The 14,851-nt window shown below is 46.9% G+C and carries 14 protein-coding genes; 9 read left to right on the top strand and 5 right to left on the bottom strand.

The genetic code is table 11. The annotated features are described in order from the left end of the window. Positions 1–527 precede the first annotated feature (527 nt). Positions 528–923: a helix-turn-helix domain-containing protein gene (locus QUA10_RS17960; protein ID WP_333083770.1), complete on the bottom strand. Its 396-nt coding sequence runs from the start codon at positions 921–923 to the stop codon at positions 528–530. Between the two features lie 189 nt (positions 924–1,112). Between QUA10_RS17960 and acsF the strand changes: the two genes are divergently transcribed. The 8 genes from acsF to QUA10_RS17920 all read left to right on the top strand — a co-directional run bounded on the left by acsF (position 1,113) and on the right by QUA10_RS17920 (position 9,186). Continuing rightward, entirely contained in the window at positions 1,113–2,189 is a 1,077-nt protein-coding gene (acsF, locus tag QUA10_RS17955; protein ID WP_333083771.1) for a magnesium-protoporphyrin IX monomethyl ester (oxidative) cyclase, read from the top strand. 11 nt (positions 2,190–2,200) lie between these two features. Continuing rightward, on the top strand, positions 2,201–2,947 hold the full coding sequence (locus tag QUA10_RS17950; protein ID WP_333083772.1) for a heme oxygenase (biliverdin-producing): 747 nt from the start codon (positions 2,201–2,203) through the stop codon (positions 2,945–2,947). An 82-nt stretch (positions 2,948–3,029) separates the two neighbouring features. Next, positions 3,030–4,430 carry an oxygen-independent coproporphyrinogen III oxidase gene (gene hemN, locus QUA10_RS17945; protein ID WP_333083773.1) on the top strand — a complete coding sequence of 467 codons (1,401 nt, stop codon included), beginning with the start codon at positions 3,030–3,032 and terminating at the stop codon, positions 4,428–4,430. Between the two features lie 96 nt (positions 4,431–4,526). Next, positions 4,527–6,176 carry a hydroxylamine reductase gene (gene hcp / locus QUA10_RS17940; RefSeq protein ID WP_333083774.1) on the top strand — a complete coding sequence of 550 codons (1,650 nt, stop codon included), beginning with the start codon at positions 4,527–4,529 and terminating at the stop codon, positions 6,174–6,176. A gap of 390 nt (positions 6,177–6,566) precedes the next feature. Beyond that, on the top strand, positions 6,567–6,680 hold the full coding sequence (locus tag QUA10_RS17935) for a helix-turn-helix domain-containing protein (RefSeq protein WP_333083775.1): 114 nt from the start codon (positions 6,567–6,569) through the stop codon (positions 6,678–6,680). Between the two features lie 187 nt (positions 6,681–6,867). Beyond that, the gene (locus tag QUA10_RS17930; protein WP_333083776.1) at positions 6,868–7,716 is read left to right on the top strand and encodes a fatty acid desaturase; all 849 of its coding nucleotides are present in this window, start codon (positions 6,868–6,870) and stop codon (positions 7,714–7,716) included. A gap of 22 nt (positions 7,717–7,738) precedes the next feature. Beyond that, positions 7,739–8,554, top strand: a complete 816-nt coding sequence (locus tag QUA10_RS17925; RefSeq protein WP_333086328.1) for a radical SAM protein — start codon at positions 7,739–7,741, stop codon at positions 8,552–8,554. Further along, a complete protein-coding gene (locus tag QUA10_RS17920) occupies positions 8,551–9,186 on the top strand; it encodes a 4Fe-4S single cluster domain-containing protein (RefSeq protein WP_333083778.1) in 636 nt (211 codons plus the stop codon). The genes QUA10_RS17925 and QUA10_RS17920 overlap by 4 nt, the downstream gene beginning before the upstream one ends. Positions 9,187–9,197: 11 nt before the next feature. On the opposite strand, the gene QUA10_RS17915 is transcribed toward QUA10_RS17920, so the two are convergent. Then, positions 9,198–10,070 carry an MBL fold metallo-hydrolase gene (locus QUA10_RS17915; protein ID WP_333083779.1) on the bottom strand — a complete coding sequence of 291 codons (873 nt, stop codon included), beginning with the start codon at positions 10,068–10,070 and terminating at the stop codon, positions 9,198–9,200. A gap of 361 nt (positions 10,071–10,431) precedes the next feature. Continuing rightward, positions 10,432–11,670: an HhoA/HhoB/HtrA family serine endopeptidase gene (locus QUA10_RS17910; RefSeq protein ID WP_333083780.1), complete on the bottom strand. Its 1,239-nt coding sequence runs from the start codon at positions 11,668–11,670 to the stop codon at positions 10,432–10,434. 130 nt (positions 11,671–11,800) lie between these two features. Here QUA10_RS17910 and QUA10_RS17905 point away from each other — a divergent pair, with 130 nt between their 5' ends. Beyond that, the gene (locus QUA10_RS17905) at positions 11,801–12,121 is read left to right on the top strand and encodes a hypothetical protein (RefSeq protein ID WP_333086327.1); all 321 of its coding nucleotides are present in this window, start codon (positions 11,801–11,803) and stop codon (positions 12,119–12,121) included. A 135-nt stretch (positions 12,122–12,256) separates the two neighbouring features. On the opposite strand, the gene QUA10_RS17900 is transcribed toward QUA10_RS17905, so the two are convergent. Together QUA10_RS17900 and QUA10_RS17895 are read right to left on the bottom strand one after the other, a co-directional pair. After that, positions 12,257–13,339, bottom strand: a complete 1,083-nt coding sequence (locus QUA10_RS17900) for an AI-2E family transporter (RefSeq protein WP_333083782.1) — start codon at positions 13,337–13,339, stop codon at positions 12,257–12,259. A gap of 261 nt (positions 13,340–13,600) precedes the next feature. Then, positions 13,601–14,671: a D-alanine--D-alanine ligase family protein gene (locus QUA10_RS17895; RefSeq protein WP_333083783.1), complete on the bottom strand. Its 1,071-nt coding sequence runs from the start codon at positions 14,669–14,671 to the stop codon at positions 13,601–13,603. Between the last annotated feature and the right edge of the window lie 180 nt (positions 14,672–14,851).

Raw genomic sequence — 14,851 nt, 5'->3', positions numbered from 1 at the left:
CTTGGTAATTTACTTTCATACAATCGTCCTTTTGCTAGAAGTGCTATTGTAGCATATTTTTGGAGAAGTGGTATAAAATCAATCTCAGAAACCGGGTTTCTGCGATGATTTATGTATCATCACCCAGATTCAGGAAGAAACCCGGTTTCTACCTCCCCACCAACAGCCTCCAAACTCCATAAGCACCGCGCAAAATCTAAGAAACCGGGTTTCTACGAGTATCTAAACATCCTCACGCCCGATTTAGGAAGAAACCCGGTTTCTGAGCACCATGCTACATCCAAGAAACCGGGTTTTTACTTGATCTGTCGGTGGGAACGAAATATTGTCGTAAAAAACCCGGTTTCTGAGCACCATGCTACATCCAAGAAACCGGGTTTTTACTGAAGCTGTTGGTGGGAACGAAATATTGTCGTAAAAAACCCGGTTTCTGAGCTTACGCACTTCGACTAAAGAAACCAATTTTTCACTTGATCTGTCGGTGGGAACGAAATATTGTCGTAAAAAACCCGGTTTCTGAGTCAATCTCAAGGAGTAAGCTGTTGTGCATTTAAATCGTCCTCAGCATTTGAGTGTGTTAGGGGACAAATACAACTCTCCTGTCCCAGCCACTGCGATCCTACTTGATGCAGGGCTGCCATCACCGGTTGAATTTGGCGACCCTTGGGCGTGAGGGAATATTCTACACGGGGCGGAATCTCGGCATAAACACGCCGATCGACTAACCCTTGAGATTCCAACTCTCGTAGGCGTTGGGTGAGGGTTTTGGTGCTGATGCCAGGAAGTGCCGCGAGTAATTCGTGGGTACGCCTCGCGCCTCCAAACAGTTCGCGTAGAACCAAAATTGACCATTTATTGTCCAACAAATCCAGCACAAATTGAATCGGACATTTAACCTCTACGCACTGACTCGCTTCCACCATAAACTCCCTTCACAGTTGCCTTCACGATAATTTCAATATTTCTTTAGAAATGGCTCAAGCGTCCTATTGGCTTCAATGCTTTACCTCAAGTAACTATAGGATACCACTGGTAACTGACTTGTGGGCGATCGCGGATTAAGGCAATGTGGTGCACAGTCATCAATTCCGAACAATCCACTCTCCACTCCTATGGTCAGTTCAATTAGTAAATCGGAGTCTGCTGGTCTGCCATCCGGCATTAAAGCACCTGTTCAAGAAACCCTGTTAACACCCCGCTTTTACACCACCAATTTTGATGCCGTTGCCGAAATGGATCTGTCCGGGCAACAAGCGGAATTAGAAGCAGTTGTAGCAGAATTGCGCGCGGACTATAACCGCCACCATTTTGTCCGCAATCAAGAGTTTGAGCAATCCTGGGACAACATTGATGGCGAAACGCGAAAGGCATTTATTGACTTTCTAGAGCGCTCCTGTACCTCAGAATTTTCGGGTTTTCTGTTGTTCAAAGAGCTTTCCCGCAAACTTAAGAATCGCCAACCGTTGTTATCGGAAGCCTTTAGCCTACTGGCACGGGATGAAGCGCGTCATGCTGGTTTTTTGAATAAGGCGATGACGGATTTTGGGTTGTCTCTGGATCTGGGCTATTTAACAAAAAATCGTACCTACACATTCTTCCCTCCAGAATGGGTAATTTATACTGTTTATCTGTCGGAAAAAATCGGCTACTGGCGCTATATTTTGGTGTATCGCCATCTCGAAAAACATCCCGAACATCAAATTTATCCCCTGTTTCGCTACTTTGAGAATTGGTGCCAAGACGAAAATCGGCATGGGGATTTCTTTAAGGCCTTGTTGCGATCGCAGCCTCAGCTTTGGAATAACTGGAAGGCAAGACTCTGGGCGCGGTTTTTCCTACTGACGGTGTTTGCAACCCACACAATGACGGTGTTGGAACGTTCCACATTTTATGACTCGATCAGGATCGACCCCGATGAATATAACAAGCAGGTGATTCATCACACCAATGAAACGGCAAAACGGGCGTTTCCCAGTATTTTAGATACCCACCATCCAGAATTCTTTCCCCGTTTGGATCGATGCGCGAGCGCCAATCAGAAGCTAGCAGAAATCTCAACTAACCAGCGCCCTGCCGCCATCCAATTTTGCCAAAAGTTACCCTGGATTGCTGTGATTGTGTGGCAGTTGTTGCGCCTTTATTTACTGCCCTCGATTAATGCTGAATCGTCCAGAACCGCTATTAATTAGGAGATATTGTCATGACTAATCTATCGACACGCCTCCGAGAAGGCACGATGCAATCCCACACCACAGCCGAAAATACGGCATTTATGAAATGCTTTATGAAAGGCATTGTGGAACGGGAACCTTTGCGTAAACTATTTGCCGATTTGTACTTTGTTTACAGCGCCCTAGAAACGGCTTTGCAGAGCCATGTCAACCACCCGATTATCGGAACCCTCTATTTCCCTGAGTTAAATCGCACTGAGAATCTGGCTTGCGATCTAGCTTTTTATTACGGTGAAAATTGGCGGCAGGAAATTACAACTTCTCCAGCGGGTTGTGTGTATCGCGATCGCATTCAAACCCTATCAAAAACCGATCCAGTCCTGCTGATTGCCCATGCCTACACCCGCTACATGGGTGATTTATCCGGCGGACAAAGCTTGAAAAACGTGATTCGATCGGCGTTGTCTCTGCCGCCGGATCAGGGAACAAATTTCTATGAATTTTCCCAAATCTCGACACCAGAAGCAAGGCGAGTATTTAAGGAACGCTATCGCCAAACCTTTGATGAGTTTCCGGTGGATGCTGACACGATCGAGCGAATTGTCGCCGAAGCAAATACGGCATTTGCCCTTAACCAGGATGTAATGCACGAACTCGAAGCCGATGTAAAAGCGGCGATTGGAGAACATACCTTTGATTTGCTGACTCGGCAAGATCGCCCCGGTAGCACAGAAAGCCGCAGCCCTCATGCCAAGCGAGAATCTGTCGCGAAATAACTCGCCCCACGAAAACAAGATCGTATCTCTAAAATATGCCTGGGTTCTGAATTTACACAACAACAGAAGGATACATTAGTTAATGAAACAGTTATCACAAACGGTTGAATTTGATGCTGCATTGTTGAATAAATACAACCAGCCTTTACCTCGCTATACCAGCTATCCACCCGCCACCGAATTAATAACTACTGACTTTGATCGCAAAGCATTTAAAACCGCGATAGCCATCGGCAATCACAAAAAAACCCCGTTATCGCTTTACTGCCACATCCCCTTTTGTGAAACGCCCTGTTATTTCTGCGGCTGCAATACCATCATTACCCAGCGCAAAGAGGTGGTAGAACCCTATTTAGGCTACCTTGCTCGCCAAATTCGCCAAGTTGCCAGTTTGGTGGATGCCGATAGGCTGGTGCATCAGTTGCACTGGGGCGGCGGCACGCCCAACTATCTCGATCGAAGTCAGGTAGAGTGTCTCTGGAACCAGTTAAATCGATATTTTCGGTTCGATGACGCCGCAGAAATCTCGATCGAAGTCAATCCCAGCTATATCGATCGCGAATACATTCTATTTCTGCGACAATTAGGATTCAATCGGATTAGCTTTGGTATTCAGGATTTTAATCCCATCGTGCAGGAAGCGATCAATCGGGTGCAGCCCGAAGCGATGTTGTTTGATGTGATGGATTGGATGCGGGAAGCAGGGTTTGAAAGTGTCAATGTAGATTTGATTTACGGCTTACCTTTCCAGACACAAGCAACGTTCCAGGAAACAGTACAGAAGACATTGCAATTAAATCCCGATCGCATTGCCGTCTTTAATTTTGCCTATGTTCCCTGGCTCAAACCGGTTCAGAAACGAATGCCGGAGTCTGCTTTGCCGACCGCGGGCGAAAAGCTGAAAATTCTGCAAAGTACGATCGCCCAACTGACGCAAAATGGCTATGTGTTTATTGGTATGGATCACTTTGCTAAGCCTAATGATGAACTAGCTATCGCGCAACAAGCTGGGCAACTACATCGTAATTTTCAGGGTTATACCACTAAGCCCGAATCGGATCTGTTGGGCTTTGGCATGACTTCCATCAGTATGTTGCAGGATGTGTATACCCAAAACCACAAGGGATTGAAAGACTTTTATCGGGCGATCGATAGGAATGAATTACCTATCGAAAAAGGTGTTACACTTAATCAGGATGATCTGATTAGGCGCACAGTAATCATGGAATTGATGTGTCAATTCCAACTGTCGGTGCAAGATTTGGAAGAAAAATACCATCTCGGCTTCGCTCTCGATTTTAATGACTATTTCGCTCAGGTTTTGCCACAACTTGATGCGTTAGAAGCCGATGGGTTAATCAAACGTTGGGGCGATGGCATTGAAGTAACGGCGATCGGCCGCTTGCTAATTCGCAATATTGCATCGGTATTTGATAGCTATCTCATCCCCCACTCAAGCAAACGGTTTTCCAAGTCCCTATGAATCATCGTCAGATTTGTTAAAATAGTCAGGGACGAAAAACACTTTCATAACCGAGTTGTTGCGTAAATTTTAACCAATTCAACAAGGAAAAAATCAATGTTCTGTGAACAATGCGAACAAACAGCAAGCGGACAAGGATGCCATCAGTTTGGTGCTTGTGGGAAAAGTCCCCAGGTGAATGCTATCCAAGATCTGCTGATTTATTATCTGCGCGGGTTGGCTCCGATTGCCCTGAAAGCAAAGGAGTTAGGCATTGATACTCATGCAGTGGATGTCTTCACCTGCGAAACGATCTTTGCCACGATGACCAATGTCAACTTTTCCGAAAAGCGGTTTGTTGAGTATCTCCACGAAGCGATCGCCCATCGCGCCAACCTCAAGGCTCAAGTGCAGCAAGCAACAGACACTCCACCCACGTGGGCTGCAATTTCCGACTTTGAACCCAACTTTGAGGAGAGCCTGGTTGAGCAGGGTGAGCAGATTTCCCTCCAGTTCCTCAGTCAGTCTGCCTCGAATGTGGATATTTTCTCACTCAAACTCACAGTGCTATATGGGGTTAAGGGTCTTGCCTCCTACACCTTCCACGCCTACGAAGTGGGCCAGGAAGACGAGCGGGTGTATCGTTTCATTTATGAGGCACTTGTCGCCCTCGATAACCAGACCTTGAGCTTGCAGGAGTGGGTGAATCTTGCTCTTGAGGTGGGAGCCATCAATCTGCGCTCTATGGAACTATTGGATGCCGGACATACCGGTACCTATGGGCACCCAATTCCCACGCCTGTTCCCCTCAATCCACGGCCAGGGAAGGCGATTCTGGTTTCAGGACATGACATCAAACAACTCGAAGGCTTACTCAAGCAAACAGCAGACACGGGAATTACTGTTTACACCCACGGCGAACTTCTACCAGCCCACGGCTATCCCAAACTAAAACAGCAGTACCCCCATCTCTACGGTCACTACGGCACTGCTTGGCAGAACCAAACCAAGGATTTTGGCAAGTTCCCCGGTGCGATCGTGATTACGACCAATTGCTTAATGCCAACCCATTCCTATTATGAAGATAAACTCTTTAGCGTTGGCCCCGTCGGCTATCCGGGTCTGATTAACTTGAATGCGATCGACAATGACACACCCGATTTTACTCCAGTTATTGAGAAAGCACTGGCACTTCCCGGCTTTACTGAAGATGCACCCCCCAGGGAAGTCACAGTTGGTTTTGCCCACAATACAGTCCTAGGTGTGGCAGATAAAATCATTGAGGCTGTGAAACAGCGTAAAATCCGCCATTTCTTCCTGGTGGGGGGCTGTGATGGAGCCAAACCCGATCGCAACTACTACACCGAGTTCGTAGAAAAAGTGCCTGATGATTGTGTCGTACTAACCCTAGCTTGTGGTAAGTTTCGCTTCTTCGATCAACAAATGGGCGACATTGACGGACTACCCCGCCTGATGGATGTTGGTCAGTGCAACGATGCCTACTCCGCGATTCAGATTGCTGTAGCCCTAGCCAATGCCTTTGAGGTAGGTGTCAACGATATACCCCTTTCCATGATTCTGTCCTGGTATGAACAAAAGGCAGTAGCCGTCTTGCTAACTCTCTTGCATTTGGGGATTAAAAACATTCGTCTAGGGCCGACATTGCCGGCGTTTATTTCTCCCAATGTATTCAAGCTTCTGTCGGAGAAATATAACTTGCAGGCCATTACCACCCCTGATGCCGATCTAGCAGCTTGCTTGAGCTGAGTGGAATACTCTTGGATGCGTGGACTGTATAAGCGGAAGGTTATTGTCGCCAGAAAGCACCCATTGAGGAAATAGCTGAAGTGATTCGCCACGTCTATACAGAAGGCTAGAAACTGTAACTTGATTCTTTGACAAACCTACCCATTATTTCTCAATTGTGGGTAGGCTTTTTAAAGCAAGTTCTGCTTCTGTAGGGTTTTTAGTAATTAAATGTGGTCTAATATCAGCTACAAGAAGACCACATCTGACAAAAGTGTATGTCACGCCAGAGAGATTGATGGTTTAAAGCTTTGCTCGCCCAGCATCCGAGTTAGACAAACTTCAAGCCTACGCCGACCACCAAGGTGGGAATATGTCACAGGCATTTAGATAATGGATTAAAGAATTGCCATGCTACTCGGCTTCAAAACCGAATTGAAACTAAATAACTCTCAGCACGTAATGTTAGCTAAACACTGTGGAGTAGCACGTCACGCTTGGAATTGGGATTTATTTACAGTTTAACCAAATGGGCGCATTTATTTGACTGGTATAGCAATCCTAAATCATTTGTGAATTTCTTACTCCCTCCCCTTGGGTTCGGGGAGGGTTGGGGTGGGGTAAAAAGTTTACGACTCCTGCAAGGATTGCTATAACAGCGATTGCTTTTTCTCATATTTATTCCCAAACTTTTTGTTTTGTGAGGTAATTAATGACCGCTAAACTGTTGCCAACAACTCCCACTCGAGTTCCGCTGGATTGGACTGCGGTCTTCTTTTTCACGACTATTCATGCCCTCGCCCTCTTAGCCCCCTGGTGCTTCTCCTGGTCTGCCTTGGGTATGACCCTATTTTTGCACTGGTTATTTGGCAGTATTGGCATTTGTTTGGGCTATCACCGCCTATTGAGCCATCGCAGTTTTCAGGTTCCTAAAGGGCTGGAATATGCGATCGCCCTGATCGGTACCTTTGCTCTACAAGGAGGGCCAATTTTCTGGGTGGCGGGTCATCGGCTACACCACGCCTATACCGAGGATGTCGATAAAGATCCTTACTCAGCCCGTCGGGGGTTCTGGTGGAGCCATATGCTGTGGATTTTCTACCCGCATTCAGAATTCTTCAACTATGAACAGTACCAACGGTTTGCCCCTGACCTGACACGCGATCGATTTTATTGCTGGCTGAATCGAAACTTTTTGCTGCTGCAAATCCCCTTGGGGTTACTGCTGTATGCACTGGGGGGATGGTCATTTGTCATCTGGGGTATGTTTGTCCGAGCCGTTTTGCTCTGGCATAGCACCTGGTTTATTAACTCGGTCACTCACCTGTGGGGATACCGTACCTTTGACACAAACGACAACTCCCGCAATCTGTGGTGGGCGGCCATTCTCACCTATGGCGAAGGTTGGCACAATAACCACCACGCCCATCCTAACGTTGCCAAAGCAGGCTGGCGCTGGTGGGAGTACGATCCTACCTGGTGGGCAATTTGGCTGTTAAAAAGATTGGGTATCGCCCGAAAAGTGGTGATGCCACCGACTCAAAATGGTACACATTTATAAAATTGGAGAGCGACATGAAGCCATGTCTACAGTCACTAAACCCTTCACTTCTGTTTACGGCCCCGTGCAATCCTGGCGCTTTGGCCGATCGCTAGGAATTGATCCGATCGGGCCAGATTCTACGTGCTCATTTAACTGTGTGTATTGCCAGTTAGGTGAGATTGAGCACCAGAGTTGCAACCGCCAGATTTTTGTCCCCACTCAGAAAATTCAACAGGATCTGCAATCCTTCCCTGTCGGCGATGTGAACACCATCACCCTCAGCGGTAGCGGTGAGCCAACTCTGGCGCTGAATTTGGGCGAAATTCTGGTTATGGCGAAGGAGATGACTAGGAAGCCCGTTGGCGTATTGACCAACGGCAGTTTGCTGGGCGATCGCGCCGTGTGTGACGAACTGGCGATGGCCGATTGGGTAGCTGTCAAAGTTGATGCCATTGCTGCTGAATCATTCTGTCGCATCAATCGCCCCATGCCAACCATCCACCTCCAGGACATTTGGGCCGGTCTCCTCCAATTTCGCCAACTCTATTCAGGACACCTGGCAATTCAGACGATGCTACTTACCGAGTGGAACGAACAGGATCGGGCAGAGTACATCCGCCGGATGCAAACATTATTGCCCGACGAAATCCAACTCAACACACCGACGCGACTTTGCCCCCTAACGCATCAGCTAGAAGCACGAGGGAATGATCCGCCCAATGCCTGTTTATATCCGACAAGGCAACTGAAGCAAGTCAAGGCTGAAGTGCTACAGGTTTTTGGCGATCGCATTGAACGTGTCATAGGAATTCCCATGCGTTACCCATCATTAAAACCAGAGGCAGAGAACCCATGAAACCTCAGAAAACCAACCCATATTTTCAGCTTTTAGACATTCCCCCTGGCTATCTGAACATCATGGGATATCTAGACGAGTCGGAAGTGAATAGGCCCGGTTGTCGAGCCGTGATCTGGGTGCAAGGATGTCTGCGGGAGTGTCCAGGTTGTTTTAATCCGGCTTCTTGGTTTTTTGAGATTAATCAATTAATTGCGGTTGATGTTCTTGCTCAGCAAATTCTCAGCAATCCTCGCAATCGGGGTGTCACTTTTTCGGGCGGAGAACCTTTTTGGCAAGCTCCCGCCTTGGCAGATTTGGCACGCCAAGTGAAAGCAGCAAGATTAAATGTCATGTCGTTTACTGGCTTCACGTTAGAACAATTGCGATCGGAACAGGGGCCCGCCGGTGTTGAGGAGTTGCTGGAACAACTCGATATTTTAATCGATGGTGCCTATGTCCAGTCTTTGGCAATCCATTCACCCCATTCTCTCGTTTCTTCCAGCAACCAGCGCGTACATCTTTTCAATCCTGCGCTTCAGGATAAACTCACTTGGGCGAGTGATCAGATGGAGATTCATATTCTCAAAGATGGCAGTCGGATTTTCACAGGCTACCGGGGTCAAATGAATCTGGCTGAGTCGGAGTTATGAAGCCGATCGCATTAAGCATCAAGCATCCAAGCAACACACTTTTGCATTTGCTCGCTCATGGTTTGTCGATCGGCATTATACCTGCGGCCGTGTCCCGGCAACACCCATTCAAACGAGTAATTACCCAAATTCTGCATAGATTTGATTTGTTCCGGCCAAGAATACCAACAGACATCGTGAAAGCCAACTAGCTGCTGCAAACTTTCCGACCAAGCAAGATGATCGCCGGTGAACAAAAACTTGTTATTGTAAAGTAAAACTGTGTGACCTTTCGTGTGACCAGGTACAGAAATAATCAACAAATCATCGGCTATTTGATGAGGTTCGCTGCCCGACAATTGAATTTCTACACTGCGAGTATCAGCGTTAATTTCGTCCGCATGGAGAATGCGATCGCAGCCAAAATGATCGCGGTATTGTTGATGATCTGCCACATCGTCGCGGTGAGTCAAGTACAGATAGCGAATGCCGCCCATTGCTTCTATGTTTTTGACTAGCGGCGGCACAAAACGAGGAGAATCAACTAAAATGTTTCCTTCGGGGCGGACAATTAAATAGCTGGCTGCGGCGTAGGATTTCTCAGAGTGGTAGCCGCAGTGATAGACATTTTCTGCTACGAGTGCGGGCAACATTTGCTGGGCTTGTTTGATGCTTTTGGGTTTTTCTACAGTGCCGATCGAACTTGTGGGACAAGACAAAAGAGCCGCGAGCGATCGCATTTCTTCAGTTTCATTAGTTGGCTGGTGGTAAACCGCAGACTGTTCTCCTGCTTGACCAAATACTTCAGGTGCCATCCACCGACAAGTATCACAGTCAATGCAGGTATTGTCTACATAAAAGTTACCATTAATATTTTCAGTACGCCTCCGATTAATGTTAGCCATTTTTGAACCTCTTAATAACCCATATAAATTATGGTAACTCACTATAACAAGTACCCGTAACCTCCTGCCGGGGGTTGAAACCGTCTCATATCGATTCCGTTTGCAGGGGAATAATGTTGGCTGTTGACTGTTGATTGTTGACGCCGTGAACAGTCAACAGTCAACTCGAATTTACTATTCCGATGCTAAGGAATTTGATATCACAGACCAAGCCGATTAAAACTCACCTCTTGCAGCATTCTCAAGAATGAGCAAGATGCCCGTTCCACAAGAGATTAATTTTCTTGTAGAACAGGCCGGAAAGCCTGTTCATAAAAGGATTATTGACAATGGTGCAATATCTAAGTTTCAAGGAACAATTCTACTGCTGCTGATCCGCTGGAAAAGCACCCGCTTTCACCGCCACAGTAACAGGTTGTCCGCCGCGGCTCAATTCAAGCTGCAGATCGCTGCCCACTGTACTTTTCTCGACAATTTCTTGTACGCTGCCAGCATCGCTGACTTCTGCACCATTGATTTTCTTGATCACATCGGCAAGGCGAACTCCAGCTTGTGCCGCCGGAGAATTTTTCGCAACTCCCAAAACTAACACGCCTTTATCTTCAGTCAGCCTCAATTTGGTGTTGGGATTTTTATTGAATTCTGCCTTGACTTCGGGAGTAATGCTCAACATCCGAACGCCGAGATAAGGATGTTGGGCTTTTCCTGTTGTTACTAATTGGTCGGCAATTTGTTGTGCTCGATCGATCGGAATAGCAAAACCCAATCCTTGAGCGCCTTGAATAATCGCCGTATTCATGCCGATAACTTGACCGCGCTGGTTCAGCAGCGGCCCACCTGAATTGCCGGGATTAATCGCAGCATCGGTTTGAATAAAGCTGACGCGCTTGTCGGGAACACCGACATCTGCGCTAGAACGGCCTGTAGCGCTAATAATTCCCACAGTCACAGTATTGTCCAAACCGAGGGGATTACCGATCGCGATCGCCCATTCTCCCGGCTCTAATTCTTCAGATTTGCCCAAACTCACCACAGGCAAATTGGTAGCTTCAATTTTAACAACAGCCACATCAGTAACTGTATCGACGCCTAAAACTTTCCCGACAAATTCGCGGCCATCCTTCAGTTTTACCGTCACCGTATCTGCACCGTCAACAACGTGAGCGTTAGTCAAAATGCGGCCGTCGGAACCAAAAACAAAACCCGAACCGGAACCCCTTTCTACCCGATTTCCCGGTTGAATGGGAGATTCCGGGCCGAAGAAGCGACGGAATTGCTCGGGAATCTCATCTGGAACTTGGTTCCTCACCGTGCGAGACGAATTAATCCGCACCACTGCTGGGCCGACTTCCTGCACAACTTTAGTGACAAAATTAGAGTCTTGAGAGGGCAGTATATTTGCAGGCAATGCCGAGATTGGCACTGCACTTGCCGGTTCAGCTTTGATGGCGTTAGAACTTCCAGGAACTTGAGAAGTTAGGGCGTTGCACCCAACAGTTGCGGTGGAACCGAGCAAAACAAGGGATAAAAAAGCCAGTTTTTTCGGCAACGAAAAACGGGGAGAACGCACAGTTGTAGCAGGCATATTTTTGGTTGACATAGTATTGATTTGGTGGGAGTTAGAGAGAGAGTTATAATTAGGATTTTGCATTTTTAGCACCTACTGTAATTAAATTACAACTACAGGTTCTTTAATTTTAATTCAAACATTGATAAGGTCTGCTTGACTGGTGGGGTTTACCCTACAAGCTGGGGTAGAAACCGGACAGTGGCAGGCAAATTGTTTGGGGATTCCAGCTTTTGAGTGCGATCGAACTGGGTCGGCACTGGCGAATTGCTATCTGAGTGCGATAATACAAACTACGGTAGCCAGCTCGCATATTCCGCATTTCCCGCGAACTTTTCACTGGATTGATATCCGAAGTCAACAACAATCTTGCTTGCACTCGAAAAAACCCGGTTTCTACACAAAATCTTCGTTGTCAGCGATCGACGTTAACCTAGAAACGGGATTTTTGACCCCGCCTGCATCTAGGAAGGATAACAGCTAAAGCACCGGAAAGCCTCACCCTAAAGCAGGAAGTAAAAAACCTCTAACGCCTCAAGCTAAAGTACCAACTAAACCTAAGTCAAAATAGCCTGGAAAAACTCTCTTCAAATCTAAAATTTTAACCTATGGAGGAATTTTATTGCTCCATATGTTCAATGGAACTAACCGAATCGATTTCCCTCGACTTGTTCCTCGAACTCTCCAAAACATCAACAGTATTCTTAATAAAACCAGCCATCGGCACAGCCACTAACAAACCTGCGACTCCCGCCACCTTAACCCCCACCAGCAGCGCCACTAAAATCCACACAGGATTGAGGCCGATAAAACCGCCTAATAACCGAGGAGCAACCCCGCTTTCAATTATTTGCTCAATTACTGTAGCGACAGCTAAAACTGTGACGCCCAGCCAAAAGTTGTTTAATGTGATCAGCAAACTGACAATGCAAATACTCAAAGGTGCCCCGAAGGGAATCATAGTCATTGCACCCACACCCAAACCGAACAGCAATCCGAAGGGAACTCGCAAAATTAAAAAAGCAACAGTGATAGACAGTCCCATCAAACCCGCCAAAGTTGCTTGTCCGACGAAGTAGTTGTGGAAGCTTCGCGCCAGCAACTGTCGCAATTTCAGGCTCAGCTTGGAAGGAAACCATTTAAACAATCCTTCCCATACGCGATCGCCGTGCAATAGCAAGTAGAATGTCACGACTATTGTGAGGAGGAAATTCAACAGACTGTCTGCAGCACCCAAGCCAAATTTGAGGATTTCACCGGTGAGAGACTGCAATTGAGCTGAAAGTCGATCGCTCAATTGGGTAGTCAAACCGCTGACATCAATGCGGAGATTGCGATTTTCTGCCCAATTGTGGAATGCTTCAATCTGTTCTGTGCCAGAAACTATCCAAGTCGGCAGTCGGGTGGCGAGTTCAGTGATTTGGTTTAGCAGAATGGGAGCCAGAGTTACACCTAAAACTACCAATACCAGTAAAGTCAAAAACAATACCGACAAAACTGCTCGATCGCGCTTTAAGCCGTATCTGTGCAGAAAACGCACTGGATAATCTAGCAAAAAAGACAGCACTGTAGCCACTACCAAAACTGTAATCAGGGCGCGAAAATATTCAAAGACTAGGAGGGCTAACCAGCAGTTGAGTACCGCTAGGGGAAATACCAGTCCGTAAGTCCACCACTGCGGCAGTTGAGTGAAACGTCTCATCTAAGTTAACCGAGTTAAAATTTGAGATGCAAGATGTGAGATTGACACTGCTATTCGCCCTTCTCCGTTAACCATTTTATAGTGCATTTATTTATACCCGACTGCTGAAAATTCCCAGTTGCTCGACCCGCAGCGGAAATTGGGTTGCTGGCAGGCACTGCCTGCCACAACCATGTTATATCGTTTCCGCTGGTATGGATATATCACCTGCGAAAAAAATATTTTTTGCTGTTGGCAAGGCAGCAGTTAGCAGCGCGCGATTCAACATTTTTCCCCGTGCCGTTCAATAGCTAATTGAATTAAACGGTCTACTAATTCCGGAAAAGAAATGCCGTCCGCTGCCCACATTTGCGGATACATACTGGTAGCTGTAAAGCCGGGAAAAGTGTTGATTTCGTTAATCAAAACTGCTCCGGTTGATTCAATGTAGAAAAAGTCTACTCGCGCTAAACCTGCCGCGTCTATAGCCAAAAATGCTTGCACTGCCATTTCTTGGATTTGTGAGACGATCGCGCCGCTGACTTTTGCCGGGATTGAGCAGTCGGCTTGTCCCTGGGTATATTTAGTTTCGTAGTCGTAGAAATCGCTTTGAAAACTAATTTCTCCCACCGTTGAAGCTTGGGGGTTGTCGTTACCCAAAACAGCACATTCTAATTCTCTAGCAACCACACCCGCTTCGACAATTATCCGCCTGTCGTAGCTGGCGGCGCTGTCGAGAGCTGCTTCTAATTCAGCGCGCGTTCGAGCTTTAGAAATTCCCACAGACGAGCCCAAATTGGCTGGTTTGACAAAGCAAGGATAGCCCAAACTTACTTCAATTTTATCACAGAGTTTGGGGAAAACGCAAGGATTAGACCAGATTTCGGAACGGTTGACAGCGATGTATTTTACCTGCGGCAAACCAGCCTGAGCAAAAGCCATTTTCATCGCAATTTTATCCATTCCCAGCGCCGAACCTAAAACCCCGGAACCGACAAAAGGAACTTGCAATAATTTCAGCAATCCTTGCACCGTACCATCTTCACCGTTTGGCCCGTGCAAAACAGGGAACCAAACATCTACAGCATTAAAATTAGGAAACTGTCCAGCGGGAGAGTCGTTTTGTGCTGTTTGTTCTTCTATTTCCAGAGGTTTTCCGGTGGCTAAGACTTCTTGAGGTAATGTTCCCGACAGCCAACGGCCGTTTTTTTGGATGTAAAAGGGCAGAACTTCGTATTTAGAGGCATTTTCGTCAGCAGCGAGGGCACGGGCGATCGCCCGCGCTGAACTAATTGAGACTTCGTGTTCGCCCGATCGCCCCCCGAACAATAGCCCGATCCGCATCTTTGTCATTTTTTAATAATCCCGGTACTTTTTGACAAATATACACGCAGAGAGCGCAACTAAGGCACATACGAACCGCTTTAAGACTACTTATCCCCTCCCTTCCACTCTTCCTCTGTGTCCTCTGCGCTCTCTGCGGTAAAAAAAATTACATCTTCTTAGAAGAGTTCACCAGTAAGCCGTCCCCTA

The organism is Microcoleus sp. Pol8_D6 (assembly GCF_036700965.1).
In the GTDB taxonomy this organism is placed as follows: Bacteria; Cyanobacteriota; Cyanobacteriia; order Cyanobacteriales; family Microcoleaceae; genus Microcoleus.
The sequence above is the reverse complement of the archived record's forward strand: the minus strand, read 5'-3'. Positions and strand labels throughout refer to the sequence as shown.